Consider the following 21,408-nt stretch of genomic DNA (forward strand, 5'->3'; position numbering starts at 1 on the left):
GTAATAGCGCCCGTAGGCCCGTTGCCGCAGGTGCTTCAAGTTGTCGCACGTAGCGGCTAAGCGCTCATCTGATCCGCTTTTTATTGCGATACCTGAGTCTGTTATGCAAACAGATCGACGCTCATAGTGACCCGGCCTGATGGAGGCTGATGAGCGTATGACCATGAGCGAAAGAATCCCCGTCCGAACCGTAGAAAGTGTCCCGTTAGTCAGCAGCTATGAGCCTTCGCGTCCAAAGATGAAGGCCAAATCCAGCGACAACCTGATCCACACCCGCAGCTTCACCGGCCTGTTCCGCACCCTGCGCATGAGCGGTGCGGGCTTTCTGTTTCTGCTGTTCTTCGGCACGGTGTGGCTGAACTGGGGCGGCCGCCAGGCGGTGCTCTGGGATCTTTCTGAAAGCAAATTCCACATCTTCGGTGCGACCTTCTGGCCACAGGACTTCATCCTCCTGTCGGCATTGCTGATCATTGCGGCGTTCGGCCTGTTTGCGATCACCGTGTTTGCCGGACGCGTCTGGTGCGGCTACACCTGCCCACAGAGCTCCTGGACCTGGATTTTCATGTGGTGCGAGAAGATCACCGAAGGTGAACGCAACCAGCGGATCAAACTGCAAGCGGCGCCCTGGGGCCTGAACAAACTGATGCGCCGCGCCGCCAAACACACCTTGTGGCTGGCAATCAGTTTGCTGACCGGCCTGACCTTTGTCGGTTACTTCACACCAATCCGGCCGCTGGCCGAAGAGTTGCTGACCCTGCAGATCGGCGGCGTCAGCCTGTTCTGGGTGCTGTTCTTCACCGGTGCCACGTACATCAACGCCGGTTGGCTGCGTGAAGCGGTATGCATGCACATGTGCCCGTATGCGCGGTTCCAGAGCGTGATGTTCGACAAAGACACCCTGACCATCTCCTACGACGTCGCCCGTGGCGAAAACCGTGGCCCGCGCAAACGTGACGTGAAACCTGCCGAAGTCGGCCTTGGTGATTGCATCGATTGCCAGCTCTGCGTGCAGGTGTGCCCGACCGGCATCGACATTCGCGATGGTCTGCAAATGGAGTGCATCGGGTGCGCCGCGTGTATCGACGCCTGTGATTCGATCATGGACAAAATGGGCTACGCCCGCGGCCTGATCAGCTACACCTCCGAACACGAGTTGCAAGGTGGCAAGACCCACCTGCTGCGACCCCGGCTGATCGGCTACACCGCGGTGTTGCTGGTGATGATCGGTGCGCTCGCCCTGGCCCTCGTCGAACGGCCGATGGTCTCGCTGGACGTCAGCAAGGACCGTGGCCTGTTCCGCGAGAACAGTCTGGGGCAGATCGAAAACATCTACAGCTTGAAGGTCATCAACAAGACCCAGCAACGCCAGGACTACCGTTTGGCCCTGGTCGATGGCGACGGCTTCCAGTTGCAAGGCAAGACCGAACTGAGCCTGGCGCCCGGCGAGATTGTTGACGTGCCGGTGTCCGTGGCGATGACCACTGAACGGCCGAGCAGCAGCTCGCAGAGCATCCGCTTCAAGATTGTCGACAGCGATGAGCCTGACATTTATAGCGTCGCGGACAGCCGCTTTGTTGCGCCGATGAACCGTTGAGCCTTTAAGATGCAGTGCTTGTGAGATGCGGTCCTCTGTGGCGAGGGAACTTGCTCCCGCTGGGGTGCGAAGCGCCCCCAAGATCTACGAAAGATCTACGACTGCTACGCAGCCGAGCGGGAGCAAGCTCCCTCGCCACATCAGTGCACTAACCGAACAATTCCAACCGGGCCTTAGATGAAACGCTACGAAAAATTCGCCGATGACATCGCTGAACTGATCCGCTCCGGCGTCCTTGGCCCCGGCCAGCGCGTGCCGTCGGTGCGCTACGCCAGCCAGACCTACGGCGTCAGCCCGTCCACGGTGTTCCAGGCCTACTACCTGCTCGAACGTCGTGGCCTGATCCGCGCCCGTCCGCGCTCCGGTTATTTCGTCAACACCCATGCACCGAGCCCGTTTTCGGAGCCGGTGATCAGCAGCCAGGTCAACGAATCCACCGAAGTCGATGTCAGCGAACTGGTGTTCTCGGTGCTCGACTCGATCAAGGACCCCAACACCGTACCGTTCGGTTCCGCGTTCCCCAGCCCTACCCTGTTTCCCCTGCAACGATTGTCCCGTTCCCTGGCCAGTGCCGCCCGGGACATGGACCCGCGCATGGTCGTCACCGACATGTCGCCGGGCAACCCGCAACTGCGCCGACAAATCGCCCTGCGCTACATGGTCGGCGGCCTGATGCTGCCCATGGAAGAACTGCTGATCACCAACGGCGCGCTGGAAGCGCTGAACCTGTGCCTGCAAGCCGTCACGGAACCCGGCGATCTGGTGGCCATCGAAGCCCCGGCGTTCTACGCCTGCCTGCAAATCCTCGAACGGTTGAAACTCAAGGCCGTGGAAATCCCCGTACACCCGCGTGACGGCATCGACCTCGGCGTGCTCGCGCAAACCCTGGAACGCCACCCGATCAAGGCCTGCTGGTGCATGACCAGTTTCCAGAACCCCATGGGTGCGACCATGCCCGAAGCGAAAAAGCGTGAATTGGTGGAATTGTTGCGCACCCACCAGGTGCCGCTGATCGAGGACGATGTCTACGCCGAACTCTATTACGGGCAACAGGCGCCGAAACCGGCCAAGGCGTTCGATACCGAAGGGTTGGTGATGCATTGCGGCTCGTTCGCCAAAAGCCTCGCGCCGGGTTATCGCATCGGTTGGGTGGCTGCCGGGCGCTATGCGCAGAAGATTGAGCGACTGAAACTCATGACCTCGCTGTGCGCGTCGATGCCAGCTCAGGCGGCCATTGCCGATTACCTGCAACATGGCGGCTACGACCGGCATTTGCGTAAATTGCGTTATGCGCTGGAAGAGCAGCAGAGTGCGATGCTGGCGGCGATTGCGCGCTACTTTCCGGCGCAGACCCGCGTCAGTCAGCCGGCTGGCGGCTACTTTTTATGGCTGGAACTCCCGGCGCAGATGGATTCATTGAAGTTATTTCAGATGGCGTTGGCGCAGGGGATCAGCATTGCGCCGGGGCCGATCTTTTCGCCGGCGCAGCGGTTCAGGAATTGTATTCGGTTGAATTATGGGAGCCCTTGGGATGAGGCTTCGGAAAAGGCGATGGAGACGTTGGGACGAATTGTAAGGTCGTTTTGACAGTGACAAATGCCGTCTAACTATTGGTGCAATGAAAGCTGAGCACTGCGGCTTGATCTTTCTCGGCTTATCGCATTAGAGAAAGCCGCTAGCGTATCGGCGTTATTAAGAGCCATGTGCGTCCTAAGCGCCGGGTTTTCTTTAAAACGTTTGAATGCCTCATCCATATTATCGGCTTCGGCGGCCAATAAGAAATATCGCCGGGTTCCAGATTTAATATTACGCTCATCAGCATCCACGCCACTCATCATATTTTTCGACGCAGCCTCCATTGCTATGTATTGTAGTTCGTCCACTACGTAACGATCACCGCTTATTGTGAGAACGCCGTTTAATTCATCACCAATCGGAACACTTAAATACCACCAGTCTTCAGACCGCAATGTTTTACTGCGATGTGTCAGCTCATGAATTAATACATGACTATTGCTTTCCACTGTTCCGCGCGCAATAAAATATGAGTTGAAGTATATTTTTCGCCGCCTATCATTGGGCAAAACAAACGCCCAAGACTTGCTCAAACTTTCAGCATCAGAAAAAGCTACCATTTTTTCTGGTTTGTCTTGCAGCTCGCGAATATCGTTTAGAATTTCACGATAGCCTTGCACGAGCCAGTCAATATCATCAGAGTCAACTGCACCAAAGTAATCATTAATAAGGCCCCTATCAAAGCCTCCGCCTTCCAGCTCTGCCACGACATCTTCCAATACCTTCTCAGACCTATAAAAAGCTTCAATCAATGCGTTTGCCAGTTGCGGAAGGTGCTTTCTAATATTCTTCATTCCTCGCTGTTCGATCAAAACATGGTCGTCTTTATTCCGCTCGATCATTCGATCACTTATCCACGCCAGAATCGAAAACTTTCCTTGTTGGTCCACATACTTAATAGGATTATTTCTGACAAAACGATAAAAGTTCAGACCATCCACATTCCCCGCCGAGTCCGGACTCAACCAGCGCTGCAACCACGTCGCGTAATAACGCGCACCATAGTAATAAAGCCCCGTCGCATCTCGCTCCTTGCCAGAATAACGCACAGTCTTGTAACTGGTTTCTACCTCATGCCGCCCCGCCAGCCATGCCGTGCCGCCAAACGGGTAATACACTTCCTGGCTGATCGGTTTCGCCTGCGCATCCACTTCAATCGCACTCGACCCCAGGTGATCGTCGAAGCAGTAACGCAACTGATCGTTTTCCACGCCGTCGGGCGGCGGGCTGTCCCAATGCAGCAGCCGCACGGAACAACGCCCGGCCTGAACATTGAGGACCTGCAACTGCTCACCCGTGGCGCTGTTGGTGTGCAGTTCGATACCCGGCAGGTAATGTACTTCGGCTGTATGGGTAATGGAGTGCGCCGCAGCGCTGCGCCATTTGCGCAGACGCATGCCCTCAGCATCGTAAACGTAGCGCTCCCAATCATTCGCGGCAACGATCCGGGTGACTTGGGTGACCTGGGCCAATTCATTGCGACCATTCCATTGCAACGCCTGACCCGGTTGCAGCTCCAGCAGATTGCCGCGAGCATCGAACAGCGCCTCCAGATCCGCACCCGGTCGATCTTTGACGCTGCGATTGCTGTGCGCCGCCACCTGCATGGTCAAGGTGTCGTTCTCGGCACCGAGATGAGTGCGCTCCAGCAGATTACCGGTCTCATCGTAATGATAGGTTTCGCTGTAGTTGCTCCAACGGCTGGCATCGGGCGGGCCGAAGGCTTGCCACTCGGGCAATGCGGGGCCGAATGAGGGCTTGGCGGTTTCCCAGCCGGTGGCTTTGATCAATTGATACAGCGTGTCGTAGGTGAACCGGCGGACCGGTTCGATGCGCTGGTTGGCGAAATACTGGATCGGTAACGCGGCGTCGGTAATTTCGGTGATGTTGCCCGCCGGGTCGTAGCGGTAGCTCAGGTTTTGCAAAAACACACCGTCCGGACCTTGATTGGCCAGCGACAGCAGATGTCCATCGGCCGGGTCATAACTGGAAACGGTGCGCATGCCGTTGCCGGCGAGTTCCTGCTGAACCTGTCCGAGCGCGCTGTACTCGATGGCGCTGACCAGCGTTTCGGCGGCAGGTTGTCCGGCCCGTTGCAGGCGAACTTCGTGCAGTTGGCCGGCCCGATCATGGGCGAAGTGGCGGACGTGGCCTTTGGCATCGGTCTGGCTCAGCGCCTCACCGGTGACCGCGAAGTGCCAGGCAGACTGCGAACCGTCACCCGGCTCCAGCAAGCTGTTGCGTTCAGTCTCGGCGAAGGGCCAGTCCGGCGGATCCAGGCTGTCGAGGAAACGACGGACTTCGGCGAGGACCACACCCGACAGCCCGTACTCGGGCAGCAATCGGCTCCCCGCCGGATCATCCTGTCGCACCGGTTGGCCGCAGCGATTGTGCCGCGCATTGTCCGTCGAAGAACTGCCCCAGGTGATCCGCTCGGCACAGAGCTCGGCTTCGTCGACGCTGTGCTCGAAGATTGCCACCGGTCGCAGCAACGCATCAACTTCGGTGCGGCGGTGCCAGCCTCGCTGATCCCACGCTTCAATGGGCTGCCCGGCCGCACCGGGCAAGCTCAGTTGCCAGCCGGCATCGACACTGTCGCTGCACAGACTTTGGCCTGACAGGCTGTAAAAAGTATGTAGATTGGGTGGTACCGCAGCACCCGACTGCATCAACGCAAACAAACGGGGATCCCATTGCTCGGTGAGCCTGCCCGTTGCATCGTGAAGCTGATGCGTGACCCGCGTTTCAAAGGGATCACCCACATCGCGTCGATGATAAACCACCTCACGCACGGGCAACCCGCGTGGCTCAATGGCGCTTATTGACGGTGTGTAACTGTGCAAATCGTGGCACTCAACGATGGAGAGGCCACTCGCAATCTAGGCGTGCCGGGGACCAACGTCTACTGTCAACAATGACAGTAGACGTTGGTCCCCGTTGATCAGAGGTTGGAATGCTAGAGCAGATAAACTCGCTGTGGCGGATTGTGCGGTATTTTTGAGCAGTCCTTGAATAATCTCCAAGGCAAGACACTCATTGAGTCGCGCCATTTAAATAGCCGGAGCCATAATATAACTCGCGTAGTTATCAGGATTTCTAAATGCCATTTTTGTTCGAAGCGCAGGAGTTTTTTTGAAACTCTCTAATGCTTCATCAATGGATGCGCCCCCCGCAACGTTTACAAAGTCATCTTGAACGCTAGGATCGATATCGTCTATTACAATATTTGTTGTCGTCATCATTCTTTTCGACATGCTTGCCATGGCCGCATTTTTCGAGGTTTTTAAGTCAACGTTTCCGCTGACAAGTTTGGCGCCAGCATAGTCGCTAGATGTCGGCACCAAATACCATAAGTCTTTTTGAGCACTTATAACTTTGCTTTGATGAATGCGCTCATGAATAATAATAAAAGCTAACTCTTCTGTCGAAGCACTTGTGAAGAACTGATTGTTTACGTATATTTTTTCTCTTCTATCGCCAGGAATGACAAATGCGGCGGTATCTGCGTAGTCGCCATCGACATCGTCGAAAACGACAATTTTTTCAGAGATGTCAGTAATTCGCTTAAGTCCTGACAATGCTTCTTTGTAAACCTTGATTAACTGATCAGTATTGCTGCCACCTTCAACTCCGAAGTGTGCGTTCAGTTTTTCTCGATCATGGCTACCATTTTTCAACTCCTCCACACTTCGACTCAAACCCTCTACTGCTAATTTAAGCGCTTCTTTTAGTTTGCTAGCCAAAAGTGGCAGGTGAAGACTGATGTTCGCCATTCCTCTATGCTTGACAATGTCAGGAATTCCGATTTTCTGTTCGAACATAACATCATATTCGGCAGCTGAAATTGGGGCGTATCCGTCGGGATCAAAAAATACAAGCGGCCTATTGTTTACAAAATCATAAAAATTTAACGCATCTATATCCCCCGCGGGGTCTGGACTCAGCCACCGCTGTAACCATGGCGCGTAAAAACGCGCGCCATAGTAATAAAGCCCCGTCGCATCTCGTTCCTTGCCCGAGTAACGGATAGTCTTGTAACTGCTTTCCACCTCCTGCCGCCCCGCCAGCCACGCCGTGCCGCCAAACGGGTAATACACTTCCTGGCTCATCGGTTTCGCCTGCGCATCCACTTCAATCGCACTCGACCCCAGGTGATCGTCGAAGCAGTAACGCAGTTGGTCGTTTTCCACGTCATCGGGGGGCGGACTGTCCCAATGCAGCAGCCGCACCGTACAGCGCCCCACCTGAACACTGATAACCTGCAACCGCTCACCCGTGGCACTGTTGGTGTGCAGTTCGATGCCCGGCAAGTAGCGTACTTCGGCTGTATGGATGACGGATTTCGCTGCAGCACTTTGGCATTTGCGCAGACGCATGCCTTCAGCATCGTAAACGTAGCGCTCCCAATCATCGGCGGCAGCGATCCGGGTTACTTGGGTGACCTGGGCCAATTCATTGCGACCATTCCACTGCAACGCCTGACCGGGTTGCAGCTCCAGCAAATTGCCACGAACATCGAACAGCGCCTCCAGATCCGCACCTGGTCGATCTTTGATGCTGCGATTGCTGTGCTCCGCCACCCGCATGATCAACGTGTCGTTCTCGGCACCGAGATGAATGCGCTCCCGCAGATTGCCGGCCTCGTCATAGTGATAGGTTTCGCTGTAGTTGCGCCAACGGCTGGCATCGGGCGGGCCGAAGGCTTGCCACTCGGGTAATGCGGGACCGAATGAAGGCTTGGCGGTTTCCCAGCCAGTGGCTTTGATCAGTTGATTCAACGTGTCGTAGATGAAGCGGCGGACCGGTTCGATGCGCTGGTTGGCGAAATACTGGATCGGTAACGCGGCGTCGGTGATTTCGGTGATGTTGCCCGCCGGGTCATAGCGGTAGCTCAGGTTTTGCAAAAACATGCCGTCCGGGCCTTGATTGGCCAGCGACAGCAGATGCCCATCGGCCGGGTCATAACTGGAAACGGTGCGCATGCCGTTGCCGGCGAGTTCCTGCTGAACCTGTCCGAGCGCGCTGTACTCGAGGGCGCTGACCAGCGTTTCGGCGGCAGGTTGTCCGGCCCGTTGCAGGCGAACTTCGCGCAGCTGGCCGGCCCGATCATGGGCGAAGTGGCGGACGTGGCCTTTGGCATCGGTCTGGCTCAGCGCCTCGCCAGTGGCTGCGAAGTGCCAGGCAGAACGCGCGCCCTCATCCGGCTCCAGCAACCCGTTGCGTTCAGCCTCCGCAAGGGGCCAGTCCGGCGGATCCAGGCTGTCGAGGAAACGACGGACTTCGGCGAGGACCACACCCGACAGCCCGTACTCGGGCAGCAATCGGCTCCCCGCCGGATCATCCTGTCGCACCGGTTGGCCGCAGCGATTGTGCCGCGCATTGTCCGTCGAAGAACTGCCCCAGGTGATCCGCTCGGCACAGAGCTCGGCTTCGTCGACGCTGTGCTCGAAGATTGCCACCGGTCGCAGCAACGCATCAACTTCGGTGCGGCGGTGCCAGCCTCGCTGATCCCACGATTCAATGGGCTGCCCGGCCGCACCGGGCAAACTCAGTTGCCAGCCGGCATCGACGCTGTCGCTGCACAGTGGCTGGCCGGAAAGGCTTGGGATGCTGACCAGATTCGGCGGCACCGCGACGCCGGACTGCGCCAGGGCAAACAAGCGAGGATCGCGCTGTTCAGTGAGCCGACTCGCCGCGTCATAAAGCTGGTGCGTGACTCGCGTCACCACCGCTTCGCCGGCGACGCGTCGATAATAGGCCAGGGCACGGACAAGTAAACCGCGGGGCTCAATGACACTGATTGATGGCGTATGGTTGTACAAGTCGTGGCGCTCACCGATGAGAGGCCACTCGTAATTTAGGTGCGCGAGCTATCGACGTCTACTGTCACAAATGACAGTAGACAGCCATTCAGCGCCCACCACCAAGATCAACAAACGTGCCGGTCGCGTAAGAAGCCTTGTCCGACAACAACCACACAATCGCCTCAGCCACTTCATCCGGCCGGCCCCCGCGCGCCATCGGGATCGCCGATTCCAGTTTGCTGACCCGGTCCGGATCGCCGCTCAGCGCATGGAAATCGGTGTAGATGTAACCGGGGCGCACGGCATTGACCCGAATGCCTTCGCCCGCCACTTCCTTGGACAGGCCGATGGTAAACGTGTCGAGCGCGCCTTTGGACGACGCGTAATCCACGTACTCATTTGGCGCTCCCAGGCGCGAGGCGACCGAAGATACGTTGACGATACTGCCGCCCTGCCCGCCGTGTTTCGGCGACATGCGCAGCACGGCGTGCTTGGCGCAGAGGATCGGCGCCAGGACGTTGGTCTTGAGGGTTTTGAGAATGCGGAACTCGGACATTTCGTCGACGCGGGATTTGTGCCCCACGGTCCCGGCATTATTGACCAGCGCGGTCACCCGGCCCAGTTCGGCGTCAACGCGGTTGAACAGCCCGATCACTTCGTCTTCGATACTGACGTCGGCTCGTACCGCGATGGCCTGGGCACCGAGGGCGCGTACTTGCTCAAGCACGCGGTGCGCCGCCTCTTCGTCGGATTGATAGTTGATGCAGATCCGATAGCCCTGTGCGGCGGCCAACAAGGCTGTGGCGGCGCCGATGCCGCGGCTGCCGCCGGTGATGACGATGACTTTGTCCATGCGAGCGTTTCCCCGTTAAAGCGTTTGCAGTCGGGGCCAAGAATAACCGCCATTGGCGGGTTTTGCATGGGGTCTGTGGTTGTCCTGTGGCGAGGGAGCTTGCTCCCGCTGGGCTGCGCAGCAGCCCCAAAGCCTTGCGTCGCAGTGCATCAGTTAACCGCATACATTGTTTTACGACTGCTGCGCAGTCGAGCGGGAGCAAGCTCCCTCGCCACAGAGGGGTCAACTTACCGCCAACCGCTCCCCGCGAAGAATATCCACCATGAAGCGCTCCGCCGGCAGCGGATGCCCCAACAGATAGCCCTGCAACGAGTCGCAACCGAGTTGAGTCAGGAAATCCTGCTGCACATCGGTTTCCACGCCTTCGGCAACGATGCGCAAATCCAGCGCCTGGCCGAGGGCGACGATGGCGGAAACGATGGCTGCGTCGTCGCTGTCCCGTTCCAGGTCGCGAACAAACCCCCGGTCGATTTTCAGTTCGTTGGCCGGCAAGCGCTTGAGGTACATCAGGCTCGAATAGCCAGTACCAAAATCATCAATCGACAGGTCGACACCCATCTCCGAGAGTTCGTTAAGCACCATCATGCTCGCATCGGCATCGCTCATGGCGGTGGTTTCGGTGATTTCCAGGGTCAGGCTGTTAGCCGGCAAATGATGCGTAGCCAACGCCTTGGCGACACTCTGGACCAGGCCAGCGTGGCAGAACTGCAAAGCCGACAGATTCACGGCGATGCGCCAGTCGGTGTAACCGAGCACGTACCATTCGCGCATTTGCCGGCAGGCTTCGTTGAGCACCCAATCGCCGATTGGAATGATCAGGCCGGTCTTCTCCGCCAGTTCGATGAACTTGTCCGGCAGCAGCATGCCCTGCGTCGGGTGCACCCAGCGCAACAACGCCTCGGCGCCGACAGGCCGGCCGTTGCCGGCATCGAATTTTGGCTGGTAGTAGAGGCAGAATTCTTGCTGTTCCACTGCATTGCGCAGGTCTTGCAGCAATTGCAGCTGTTTGCGCGCGTTGCTGTTCATCGAGGCGTCGAAGAAGCTGTAGCCGTTTTTGCCCGCGCCCTTGGCGTGATACATCGCCGCGTCGGCGTTCATCAGCAGTTCTTCGCAGGTCTGGCCGTTTCCCGGATAAAGGGCGATGCCGACACTGGCGGATATTTGCAAATCATGTTCAGCAACGCGAAACGAGCGCGCGATCAGCCCGACTTGCCGCGCCGCCAGATTCAGTGCGTCATGTTCATCAGCCAGTTGCACCAACAGCACGAACTCATCGCCACCAATCCGCGCCAGCGTGTCCTGGCTACGCAAGTCCTCACGCAGGCGCAGTGCGACTTCGCGCAGCAACTGGTCCCCCATGTGATGGCCGAATGCATCATTGACCGGCTTGAAACCGTCCAGATCGATGAACATCAAGGCAAAACAACCGCCTTGCTCCTGCACTCTCGACATGGCCTGGTCGATACGGTCAGCCAGCAACACCCGATTTGGCAGACCGGTCAGGGTGTCGTGCAGCGCCAGTTGGGTGAGTTCGCGATTAGCCTCTGTCAGCGAATGGGCCAGCTCGGCGGTGCGAGCCTCCAGGCGCGCATCGAGAATCGAGGTGAGCAAGGCAATGCTCAGCACCGCCATCGTAGTGATCAGTACCAGGCTGTCCAGGCCCTTGCCGTTCAAACCGTTGATCGCCGCGCCACAAAAACTGCCGTCTGGAAAACGCGCAGCGGCCATGGCGGTGTAGTGCATACCGACAATGGCAATGCCCATGATCACCGCCGCGCCGCCTCGAAGCAGACTGACAGAAGGCGTGTGCCGGCGCAGGCGGAAGGCGATCCATAATGCAGCGCCCGAGGCGCCGACGGCGATGAGCAAAGAGGCGCCGAACAATGTCGGGTCGTAATCGATACCCGGTTGCATGCGCATGGCCGCCATGCCGGTGTAGTGCATGGCGCTGATGCCAGCCCCCATCACCAGCGCCCCGAACGCCAGTTGCCAGCCCGGCAGTTGTGGCTGGCTGACCAGCCACAGGGCAAAGCCGCAAGACAGAATGGCGGTCAGCAGCGACAGGGCCGTCAGGGTAACGTCGTAGCCGAGGTCAATCGGCAGTTCAAACGCGAGCATGCCGATGAAATGCATCGACCACACGCCGATGCCCATCGCCAAAGCGCCGCCGGCCGTCCACAAATGCACGGCACGGCCTTTGGCCGTGGCGATGCGCCCGGTCATGTCGAGCGCGGTGTAGGACGCGAGAATCGCCACAAAAAGCGAGATGATAACCAGCGTGGGGGAATAGCTACCGATGAGCATGGGACTTCTCGTGACGACCCGCCGTACTGCTTCCATTCTCGGGGGACAAATCCGGCGATTGTACTGATTGCATGAAAGAACGCACTGACAAAATTAGCAAAAGGCCATCAACCCGATGAAACGCTTGTTTGATTGCTGGCGATGATGTTGGATTGGCGTTCCCGGAGCCCACCCCACGCGCCGCCGGGCGCCCTGTAGGCGCTGTCGAGTGACCTACAAGTTACGGTCGAGCTGGCCATCCCATCCGCCACCCAGCGCCGCAATCAACTGCACGCTGGCAATCAAGCGGCTCTGCAACAAATCCAGCATGTTGCGTTCGTTGTTCAGCGCAGTGGCTTGCACGACCACTACATCCAGATAAGCGATCAACCCGGCCTTGTACTGATTCCGGGTCAGGCGCAAGGACTCACGCGCCGCGTCCAGGGCCTGCTGACGCACGGCCGATTCGTTCTCCAGGACCTTGAGCTGGACCAGATAATTCTCCACCTCGCGGAAGCCGTCGAGCACGGTCTGGCGGTACTTGGCGACGGTTTCGTCGTAGGCTGCTTCGCTGCGATCGACTTCCGCCGACCGTTGGCCGCCGTCGAACAAGGTCATCGCCAGTTGCGGGCCGACCGACCAGAAGCGGTTCGGCACACTGATCCAGTTCGAAGTGGTGCTGCTGCTGTAACCGCCATTCAAACTCAACGTCAGGTCCGGGTAATAAGCGGCCTTGGCCACACCGATGTTAGCGTTGGCGGCCATGACCGAGCGTTCGGCGGAGGCGATGTCCGGGCGGCGTTCCAATAACTGCGAAGGCAGGTTCAGCGGCACCTCGGGCAGCATCGGGATATCCGCGGATTCCGCGAGGCTGAACTCGGCCGGCGGCAACCCGATCAGCACGGCAATGGCGTTCTCGAACTGCGCACGCTGCCAGATCAGATCGACCAGTTCGGCCTCGGTGCTCTTGAGCTGGGTGGTGGCCTGGGCCACCGCATCTTTGCCGGAAACACCGGCGCGGTACTGGTTTTCGGTCATTTTCAGCGAGCGTTGATAGGCCTCGACCGTGGCTTGCAGCAGACGTTTCTGCTCATCGATCACGCGCAATTGCAGGTAGTTCTGCACCAGTTCCGACTGCTGGCTCAACCGCATCGCCGCCAGATCGGCAAAACTCGCCTCGGCATTGGCGGTGTCGGCTTCCAGCCCGCGGCGCAGCTTGCCCCAGACGTCGGCTTCCCAACTGACCCCTGCCTGTGCGGTATAGGTGTCGCGGATACCACTGGAGGAACTGGTCAGGCTCGAACTGCTGCTGCCGGTGCCCTGGCTGGAGCGGTTTTTCCCGACCGTCAGGTCCACGGTCGGAAAAAACGCACCGCGAGCACTGCGCACCAACGCCTGGGCTTGACGGTATTGGGCTTCGGACTGGGCAACCGTCTGGTTGGCGCTGTTGAGTTTCTCGATCAGGCCATTCAATTGTTGATCGCCATACAATTCCCACCACGCACCGCGGGCCAGGGAATCGCTCGGATTGGCCTGACGCCAACCGGCCGCTTCCTTGTACTGCACCGGCGCAGCGGTTGGCGGGCGCTGGTAATCCGGGCCGATGGCGCAGGCACTGAGCAGCGCAACGCACAGCGACAGGCTCAACAGGCGCGAGCCTCGGGCCGTGATCAGCGGTGCGGACAGGTTGATTAGCGAACGGTCAGTCATAGCGGAGTTTCCAGGGCAGCATCGGTACGCACCCCACGCCAGTGGTTGAAGCGATGGCGCAGTTTGTCGAGATAGAGGTAAACCACCGGGGTGGTGTAAAGCGTCAGGACCTGACTGAAAATCAACCCGCCAATGATGGTCAGGCCCAGTGGTTGACGCATTTCCGCACCTTCGGCACGGCTCAGTAGCAGCGGCAAGGCACCGAGGATCGCGGCCAGCGTGGTCATCAGAATCGGACGCAGACGTTGCAGGCAAGCGCTGCGAATCGACGCCAGCGGTTCCAGGCCCTGATGCCGCTCAAGTTGCAATGCGAGGTCGATCATCAGAATGGCGTTTTTCTTCACCACGCCGATCAGCAAAAACAGCCCGAGCAACGAGATCAGGCTGAACTCACCGCCCAGCGCATAGATCGACAGCAACGCGCCGACCCCGGCCGACGGCAAGGTCGAGAGAATGGTCAGTGGATGGATGTAGCTTTCATACAACACACCCAGCACCAGATACACCGCCACCAGCGCGCCAAGAATCATCCACGGCTGGCTCTTCTGGGTCGCGGCGAAAGCGTCGGCGGTGCCGGCCATTTTCACAATCACGTCTTCCGGCATGCCGAGCTTGGCAATCGCCCGTTCGATGGCCGCAGTGCCCTGCTCCACCGTCACGCCTTCAGCCATGTCGAAGGAAATGCTCTCGGAGGCGAACTGACCTTCGTGGCTGACACGGTCGTCCTCCAGGCTGTTTTCGTAATGGGCGATGGTCGACAGCGGAATCCGCGCGCCATCGGCGGTGATTACCTGAACCTGCTTGAGGGTGATCGGGTCCTGGGCGTACTTCGGATTGACCTCCATCACCACCTGATATTGGTTGAGGCTGTCGTAGATGGTTGAAATCTGTCGCTGGCTGTAGGCGTTGTTCAGGACGGCGGTGACCATGTCCATGTCGACCCCCAGGCGTTTGGCCTGGTCGCGATCGACGATCAAGGTCACCTGCTGCGCCCCGCGTCCTTCACGGGCGTCAATCGCGGTCAGCTCCGGCAACGCCTTGAGCGCGGTCACCACCTTCGGATACCACTGGCGCAGTTCGCCAAGGTCGGCGCTTTGCAGGATGTAGGAATACTGCGAGGTGGTCTGCTCGCGGCCGCCGCCAAATTGCAGGTCCTGATCCGCCATCAGCATCAACTGCGCGCCGGCGACCTTGGGCATTTCCTTGCGCAGGCGCTCGATGACTTTTTGCGCAGAAACGCCCCGCTCCTTGATCGGTTTCAGGCGTACCAGCATGAAGGCGTTGTTGGTGCCGTTGGTGCCACCGATGAAGCCGGCGACGCTTTCCACCGCTTCATCCTTGAGTACAGCGCGGCGGAACGTTTCCATTTTCGGCTGCATGACGCTGAACGACAGACCGTCGTCGCCCCGCACAAAACCGATCAACTGACCGGTGTCTTGCTGAGGCATGAATGTTTTAGGAACAACGACATACAGCGCAATGTTAACGCCAACTATCACGATAAGGCTGAGCAAGGTCAGGCGACGGTGACGCAACACCCAATCCAGGCTGGTGGCGTATTTAGCGACCATCCACTCGTTGGCGCGGTGGCTCCAGCGTTGCAGGCGGTTTTCCTCACCCGGCGTATGCGGCTTCAGCCAACGGGCGCAGAGCATCGGTGTCAGGGTCAGCGAGACCACCAACGACACCACGATGGACGCGGCCAGGGTGATGGAAAACTCACGGAACAGGCTTTCGATGATCCCGCCCATGAACAGGATCGACAGGAACACTGCGACCAGCGAGACGTTCATCGACAGCAGCGTGAAACCGACTTCCTGCGCCCCGAGGTAAGCGGCCTTCATCGGCGGCACGCCTTCGTCGATGTGCCGGGTGATGTTCTCCAGCACCACGATGGCGTCGTCCACCACCAGCCCGGTGGCCAGGATCAGCGCCATCAGCGACAGGTTGTTCAGGGAAAATCCGTACAGGTACATCACCGCGAAGGTGCCCACCAGCGACACCGGTACCGCAAGGGTCGGAATCAGCGAGGCGCGGAAGTTACCGAGAAACAGGAACACCACCAGGATCACCAGCGCCACGGCGATCAGCAGGGTCATTTCCGCTTCGTGCAGGGTCGCCTTGATCACCGGCGAGCGGTCCATGGCCAGGTTCAGCTTGACGCTGGCCGGCAGTACGGCTTGCAGTGCCGGGAGCTGAGCCTTGATCTCGTTGACCGTCTCGATGATGTTGGCGCCGGCCTGACGGTTGATCACCAGCAAGACCGCCGCGTCATTGTTGAAGAAACCGCTGTTGTAACGGTCCTCGACGCCATCGCTGACCTTGGCCACATCCTTCAACCGCAGTGCTGCACCGCCGTTGTAGTGAATGATCAGCGACTCGTAGTCCTTGGCTTTTTCCAGCTGATCGTTGGCCTGGACCTGCCACAACCGCTGACCGTCTTCGACCGAGCCTTTCGGCCGACGCACGTTGGCATTGGCGACGGTGTTGCGCACATCGTCCAGCGCCACGCCGTACTGGTTGAGCGCCTGGGGTTCGAGTTCGATCCGCACCGCCGGCAGGGAGCTGCCACCGATCTGTACTTCACCTACGCCCTGCACCTGGGACAGGCTCTGGGACAGGATCGTCGAGGCCAAATCGTAGAGCTGGCCCTTTTCCAGCACATCCGAGGTCAACGACAGCACCATGATCGGCGCCTGGGACGGGTTGACCTTCTTGTAGGTCGGCATGCTGCGCATCCCGCTCGGCAGCAGGTTGCGCGAGGCGTTGATCGCCGCTTGCACTTCGCGCGCCGCGCCGTTGATGTCGCGATCAAGGTCGAACTGCAGAATCACCCGGGTCGAGCCCTGGCTGGAACGGCTGCTCATGGTGTTGACCCCGGCGATGGCGCCGAAGGAACGTTCGAGTGGTGTAGCCACGGTCGAAGCCATCACCTCCGGGCTCGCCCCCGGCAGACTGGCCTGGACCACGATCACCGGGAAGTCCATTTGCGGCAGCGGTGACACCGGCAGCAAGCCGAAGCTCACCCCGCCCAGCAGCATGATCGCCAGGCTCAGCAACATCGTTGCGACCGGGCGCTTGATGAAAGGTCCGGAGAGGTTCATGGCTGTTCGACCACTTCCACGGGCTCGGCCTGACGGCCCCAGCGCCGACCGAGGCGGTCGAAGTAGAGGTAAATGACCGGTGTGGTGAACAACGTCAGCACCTGGCTGACCAACAAACCACCGACCATCACCAGACCCAGGGGCTGACGCAGCTCAGCGCCGGAACCGGTGGCCAGCATCAACGGCACGGCACCGAACAATGCCGCCAGCGTGGTCATCAGGATCGGCCGGAAGCGCAGCAGCGCTGCCTGATAGATCGCCGTCTCCGGGTCCATGCCCTGATTGCGCTCGGCGTCGAGGGCGAAGTCGATCATCATGATCGCGTTCTTCTTCACGATACCGATCAGCAGGATGATGCCGATGATCGCGATCATCCCCAGGTCATTGCCACTCAACAGCAACGCCAGCAAGGCGCCGACCGCCGCGGACGGCAAGGTCGAGAGAATGGTGATCGGGTGGATGTAGCTCTCATAGAGCACGCCGAGCACGATGTACATGGTCACCACCGCTGCCAGAATCAGCAGCAACGTGCTCGACAACGACGCCTGGAACGCTTCGGCCGCGCCCTGAAACTGGGTCTGTACGCCAATCGGCATGCCGATGTCTTTCTGCACTTGCTCGATGATTTCCACCGCATGCCCCAGCGCCACGCCGGGCGCAAGGTTGAAGGACATCATCACCGCCGGGAACTGGCCGATGTGAGTGATCGCGAGCTGCCCCTGACGTTCCTCTATGTGCGCCAGGCTGGACAGGCGCACTTGCCCGCCATCGGTGGTCTTGACGTGAATCTGGTTCAGCGCATCCGGGCCGATCTTCTCGCCGGACTGCGATTGCAGCACTACGCGGTACTGGCTGGCCTGGGTGTAAATGGTGGAAATCTGCCGCTGACCGAACGCGTCGTACAGCGCGTCGGTAATGTTCGACACCGACACCCCGACCCGCGACGCCGCATCACGGTCGATCACCAGGTAGACCTGCAGCCCTTTGTCCTGCAAATCACTGGCAACATCGGTCAGCTCCGGCCGTTGGGCCAGTGCTTCCACCAAACGACCACTCCACAGGTTGAGCAACTCGGAATCCGGCGACGACATGCTGAATTGGTACTGCGTACGGCTTACGCGGTCTTCGATGGTCAGGTCCTGAACCGGCTGCATGAACAGACGAATGCCGACCAGCTTGTCCAGTTCCGGTTGCAGGCGGGCAATCACTTCGGTGGCACTCAAATCGCGGTTGCTGTGGGACTTGAGGTTGATCAGCAAACGACCGCTGTTCAACGTCGAGTTATCGCCATCGACGCCAATATAGGAAGACAGACTCTCTACGGCCGGATCCGCCAGGATCACCTTGGCCAGTTCCTGTTGCCGCTCGCTCATTGCTGCAAAGGAAATCGACTGCGGCGCCTCGGAAATGCCCTGAATAACGCCAGTGTCCTGCACCGGAAAGAACCCCTTCGGCACGACCATGTAAAGGAATACAGTCAGCGCCAGGGTGCCGATCGCCACCAGCAACGTCAGCGGTTGATGCTTGAGAACCCACTTTAACTTGCGCCCGTAAGCCGCGATCATCCAATCAATTGTGGCACCGCTGGCCCGGTAGAAACGGCCCTGTTCTTCTTCCTTGGGTTCGCGCTTGAGCAGTCGCGCGCACATCATCGGTGTCAGGGTCAGCGAGACGACCAGGGAAATCAGGATCGCCACCGCCAACGTGATCGCAAACTCGCGGAACAAACGCCCCACCACGTCGGCCATGAACAGCAACGGGATCAGTACAGCGATCAGCGACAAGGTCAGGGAAATCAGGGTAAAGCCGATCTGCTTGGCGCCCTTGAGCGCCGCGTTCAACGGGCTGTCACCCTCTTCGATAAACCGGGAAATGTTCTCCAGCATGACGATCGCATCGTCCACCACAAAACCGGTGGCGATGGTCAGGGCCATCAGGGTCAGGTTATTGACCGAAAAACCGGCGAGGTACATCACGCCGAAGGTGCCGATCAACGACAGCGGCACGGCCACCGAAGGAATGATCGTGGCACTGGCGCGCCGCAGGAACAGGAACGTCACCATCACCACCAGCGCGATGGCGATCAGCAATTCGTGTTGTACGTCGGTGACGGACGCACGGATGGTCTGGGTGCGGTCGGTCAGCACAGTGACGTCGAGGCCGGCCGGCAGGTTATCCGTGATGCTCGGCAGCAACGCCTTGATCCGGTCGACCACTTCGATGACGTTGGCGCCGGGCTGGCGCTGGATGTTCAGCAACACGGCCTGGTTTTCGTTGGCCCACGCCGCCAGACGTTCGTTCTCCGCTCCGTCGACGATTTCCGCCACGTCCTTGAGCCGCAATGGCGCACCGTTGGCGTAGGCCAGGATCAGGTTGGCGTAATCCTTGGGCGAGGTCAGTTGATCGTTTGCATCGAGCATCGAGACCCGGGTCGGACCGTCGAAGTTGCCCTTGGGCTGGTTGACGTTGGAGGCACCGATCAAGGTGCGCACGTCCGACAGGTTCAAACCGTTGGCCGCCAGGGCTTCGGGGTTGACCTTGATCCGCACCGCCTGACGCTGACCGCCGGCAATGCTGACCATGCCGACGCCACTGATCTGGGCGATTTTCTGTGCCATGCGCGTATCGACCAGGTCATTGAGCTTGGGCAGCAACATGGTCTTGGACGTGATCGCCAGGGTCAGCACCGGGGTGTCCGCCGGGTTGACCTTGTTGTACACCGGCGGCGCGGGCAGGTCCTTGGGTAGCAGATTGGTGGCGGCGTTGATCGCGGCCTGCACCTGCTGCTCGGCGACGTCCATGTTGATGTCGAGGCTGAACCGCAGGGTCAGCACCGAGGCGCCACCGGAACTGGTCGAGGCCATCTGGGTCAGGCCGGGCATCTGCCCGAACTGACGCTCGAGCGGCGCGGTCACGGCGCTGGTCATGACGTCCGGGCTGGCGCCGGGATAAAGGGTCATGACGCGAATGGTCGGGTAATCGACCTGGGGCAAGGCCGACACCGGCAACAGCCGATAGGCAATGACGCCGGCCAGAATAATGGCCAGCATGCTCAGGGTCGTGGCGACCGGGCGAAGGATGAACAGCCGCGAGATGTTCATGCGCCGCCCTTTTTCGCCTTGTCGGTGGTCGCCGGATCAGTCGCGCTGGCCGCCGGTTTGCCCTGCAGGTGCCCGGTCGGAGAGGTCGGCACGTCCTTGGTGTCATTGACCACTTCTACTTCACTGCCTTCCTTCAGGCGGTCGGTGCCTTCGAGGACTACGCGATCGCCGGCGGTCAGGCCTTCGGTGACTACGGTGTTTTCACCGTCGCTGGCGCCGACTTTCAACTGACGGATCGTGACCTTCTTGTCGCCATCCATTGCATAGACGAACGTGCCATTGGTGCCAAACTGGATGGCTGCCGAAGGCGCGAGTACCACGTCTTTGAGCGTGTCGGCGAGCAGGTGGACGTTGACGAACTGATTGGGGAACAACGCTTGATCGCGGTTTTCGTAGCGAGCCTTGAATTTCAGGGTGCCGGTAGTGACGTCGATCTGGTTGTCGAGGCTCTGCAACACACCGGTGGCTTGCATTTTGGTGTCGCCACGGTCCCAGGCTTCGGCGGGCAGTTTGGCGCCACTGCGATAGCGGGCCAGCACCACGTCGAGGCTGTTTTCCGGCAAGGTGAAGGCAACGTTGATCGGTTGGGTCTGGGTGATGATCGCCAGCGCCGTGGTGTCATTGACGGCCACCAGGTTGCCGACGTCGAGCTGACGCAGGCCCACACGACCGGTAATCGGCGCGCGGATCCTGGTGAATTCGAGATTGAGCTTGGCGTCATTGACCGCCGCCTGATTGGTCTTGACCGTGCCCTGATACTGGCCGACCAGCGCTTCGGCGGTGTCCAGGGTTTGCTTGGCGATGCTGTCTTCACGGTACAGGCCGCGATAACGTTCGACATCGACTTGAGCGTTCTTCAGTTGCGCCTGGTTTTGCAGCAAGGTGCCTTCGGCCTGCAGCAAGGCGTTCTGGTAAGGACGCGGGTCGATTTCAGCCAGCAGATCGCCGGCCTTGACCATCTGCCCTTCTTCGAATGACACCTTGATCAGCTCGCCGCCCACCCGGCTGCGCACATTGATGGTGTTCAGCGCCGTCACGGTGCCCAGCGCCTTGTAGTACAGCGGGAAGTCGCCTTTGACCGCTGGCGCCACACGCACCGGAACCGGCCCCGTCGCGCCCCCGAAACCCGGACGCATGCCGCCCGAACGACCGGTATGCCCCGCCACGGCTTTTTGTCCTGCACCTTCTTTTGGCGCAGCACTGCCGGGCCAGAATTTCCAGCACAGGCCAGCGATGACCAACAGGACAAGCAGGCCGAACAGCCAGCGACGAGGACTACGGGAAGCGGAGGATTGCATTGAATGATCAACCATTGGGCGCGTGGGCTTCTTCTACGGGAGGCTGAACGATAAGCACTGTCGGGTATTTAGCAAAGCGCCTTTAC

At 59.4% G+C, this 21,408-nt stretch carries 10 protein-coding genes; 2 read left to right on the plus strand and 8 right to left on the minus strand.

All coding sequences use genetic code 11. The features are described from left to right. The first annotated feature begins 163 nt into the window (after window positions 1–163). Both ccoG and mapR read left to right on the plus strand, forming a co-directional pair. Entirely contained in the window at window positions 164–1,594 is a 1,431-nt protein-coding gene (ccoG, locus tag B723_RS22625; protein WP_031318843.1) for a cytochrome c oxidase accessory protein CcoG, read from the plus strand. A gap of 177 nt (window positions 1,595–1,771) precedes the next feature. Further along, window positions 1,772–3,181: a GntR family transcriptional regulator MpaR gene (gene mapR, locus B723_RS22630; protein WP_017338490.1), complete on the plus strand. Its 1,410-nt coding sequence runs from the start codon at window positions 1,772–1,774 to the stop codon at window positions 3,179–3,181. Window positions 3,182–3,201: 20 nt separating this feature from the next. On the opposite strand, the gene B723_RS22635 is transcribed toward mapR, so the two are convergent. The 8 genes from B723_RS22635 to B723_RS22670 all read right to left on the minus strand — a co-directional run bounded on the left by B723_RS22635 (window position 3,202) and on the right by B723_RS22670 (window position 21,337). Beyond that, window positions 3,202–5,961: an RHS repeat-associated core domain-containing protein gene (locus tag B723_RS22635; protein WP_238588296.1), complete on the minus strand. Its 2,760-nt coding sequence runs from the start codon at window positions 5,959–5,961 to the stop codon at window positions 3,202–3,204. A 258-nt stretch (window positions 5,962–6,219) separates the two neighbouring features. Further along, window positions 6,220–8,991, minus strand: coding sequence for an RHS repeat-associated core domain-containing protein (locus B723_RS22640; RefSeq protein WP_052909706.1), 2,772 nt, complete (start codon window positions 8,989–8,991; stop codon window positions 6,220–6,222). An 88-nt stretch (window positions 8,992–9,079) separates the two neighbouring features. After that, window positions 9,080–9,826, minus strand: coding sequence for an SDR family oxidoreductase (locus B723_RS22645; RefSeq protein WP_017338488.1), 747 nt, complete (start codon window positions 9,824–9,826; stop codon window positions 9,080–9,082). 222 nt (window positions 9,827–10,048) lie between these two features. Further along, window positions 10,049–12,130, minus strand: coding sequence for a putative bifunctional diguanylate cyclase/phosphodiesterase (locus B723_RS22650; RefSeq protein ID WP_017338487.1), 2,082 nt, complete (start codon window positions 12,128–12,130; stop codon window positions 10,049–10,051). A gap of 213 nt (window positions 12,131–12,343) precedes the next feature. Beyond that, a complete protein-coding gene (locus tag B723_RS22655; RefSeq protein ID WP_017338486.1) occupies window positions 12,344–13,819 on the minus strand; it encodes an efflux transporter outer membrane subunit in 1,476 nt (491 codons plus the stop codon). Then, complete coding sequence (locus B723_RS22660) at window positions 13,816–16,923, minus strand: efflux RND transporter permease subunit (protein WP_017338485.1); 3,108 nt, start codon at window positions 16,921–16,923, stop codon at window positions 13,816–13,818. Before B723_RS22660 ends, B723_RS22655 begins: the two co-directional genes overlap by 4 nt. Then, window positions 16,920–20,024 carry an MdtB/MuxB family multidrug efflux RND transporter permease subunit gene (locus tag B723_RS22665; RefSeq protein WP_017338484.1) on the minus strand — a complete coding sequence of 1,035 codons (3,105 nt, stop codon included), beginning with the start codon at window positions 20,022–20,024 and terminating at the stop codon, window positions 16,920–16,922. The genes B723_RS22660 and B723_RS22665 overlap by 4 nt, the downstream gene beginning before the upstream one ends. Then, the gene (locus B723_RS22670) at window positions 20,021–21,337 is read right to left on the minus strand and encodes an MdtA/MuxA family multidrug efflux RND transporter periplasmic adaptor subunit (protein WP_017338483.1); all 1,317 of its coding nucleotides are present in this window, start codon (window positions 21,335–21,337) and stop codon (window positions 20,021–20,023) included. Before B723_RS22670 ends, B723_RS22665 begins: the two co-directional genes overlap by 4 nt. Window positions 21,338–21,408 lie beyond the last annotated feature (71 nt).

The organism is Pseudomonas fluorescens NCIMB 11764 (genome assembly GCF_000293885.2).
Taxonomy (GTDB): Bacteria; Pseudomonadota; Gammaproteobacteria; order Pseudomonadales; family Pseudomonadaceae; genus Aquipseudomonas; species Aquipseudomonas fluorescens_B.

Coding starts and splice junctions, on each gene's coding strand:
- B723_RS22670 (WP_017338483.1), bottom strand. CDS start 21,337: ATGGTTGATCATTCAATGCAATCCTCCGCTTCCCGTAGTCCTCGTCGC.
- B723_RS22665 (WP_017338484.1), bottom strand. CDS start 20,024: ATGAACATCTCGCGGCTGTTCATCCTTCGCCCGGTCGCCACGACCCTG.
- ccoG (WP_031318843.1), top strand. CDS start 164: ATGAGCGAAAGAATCCCCGTCCGAACCGTAGAAAGTGTCCCGTTAGTC.
- B723_RS22650 (WP_017338487.1), bottom strand. CDS start 12,130: ATGCTCATCGGTAGCTATTCCCCCACGCTGGTTATCATCTCGCTTTTT.
- B723_RS22645 (WP_017338488.1), bottom strand. CDS start 9,826: ATGGACAAAGTCATCGTCATCACCGGCGGCAGCCGCGGCATCGGCGCC.
- mapR (WP_017338490.1), top strand. CDS start 1,772: ATGAAACGCTACGAAAAATTCGCCGATGACATCGCTGAACTGATCCGC.
- B723_RS22660 (WP_017338485.1), bottom strand. CDS start 16,923: ATGAACCTCTCCGGACCTTTCATCAAGCGCCCGGTCGCAACGATGTTG.
- B723_RS22655 (WP_017338486.1), bottom strand. CDS start 13,819: ATGACTGACCGTTCGCTAATCAACCTGTCCGCACCGCTGATCACGGCC.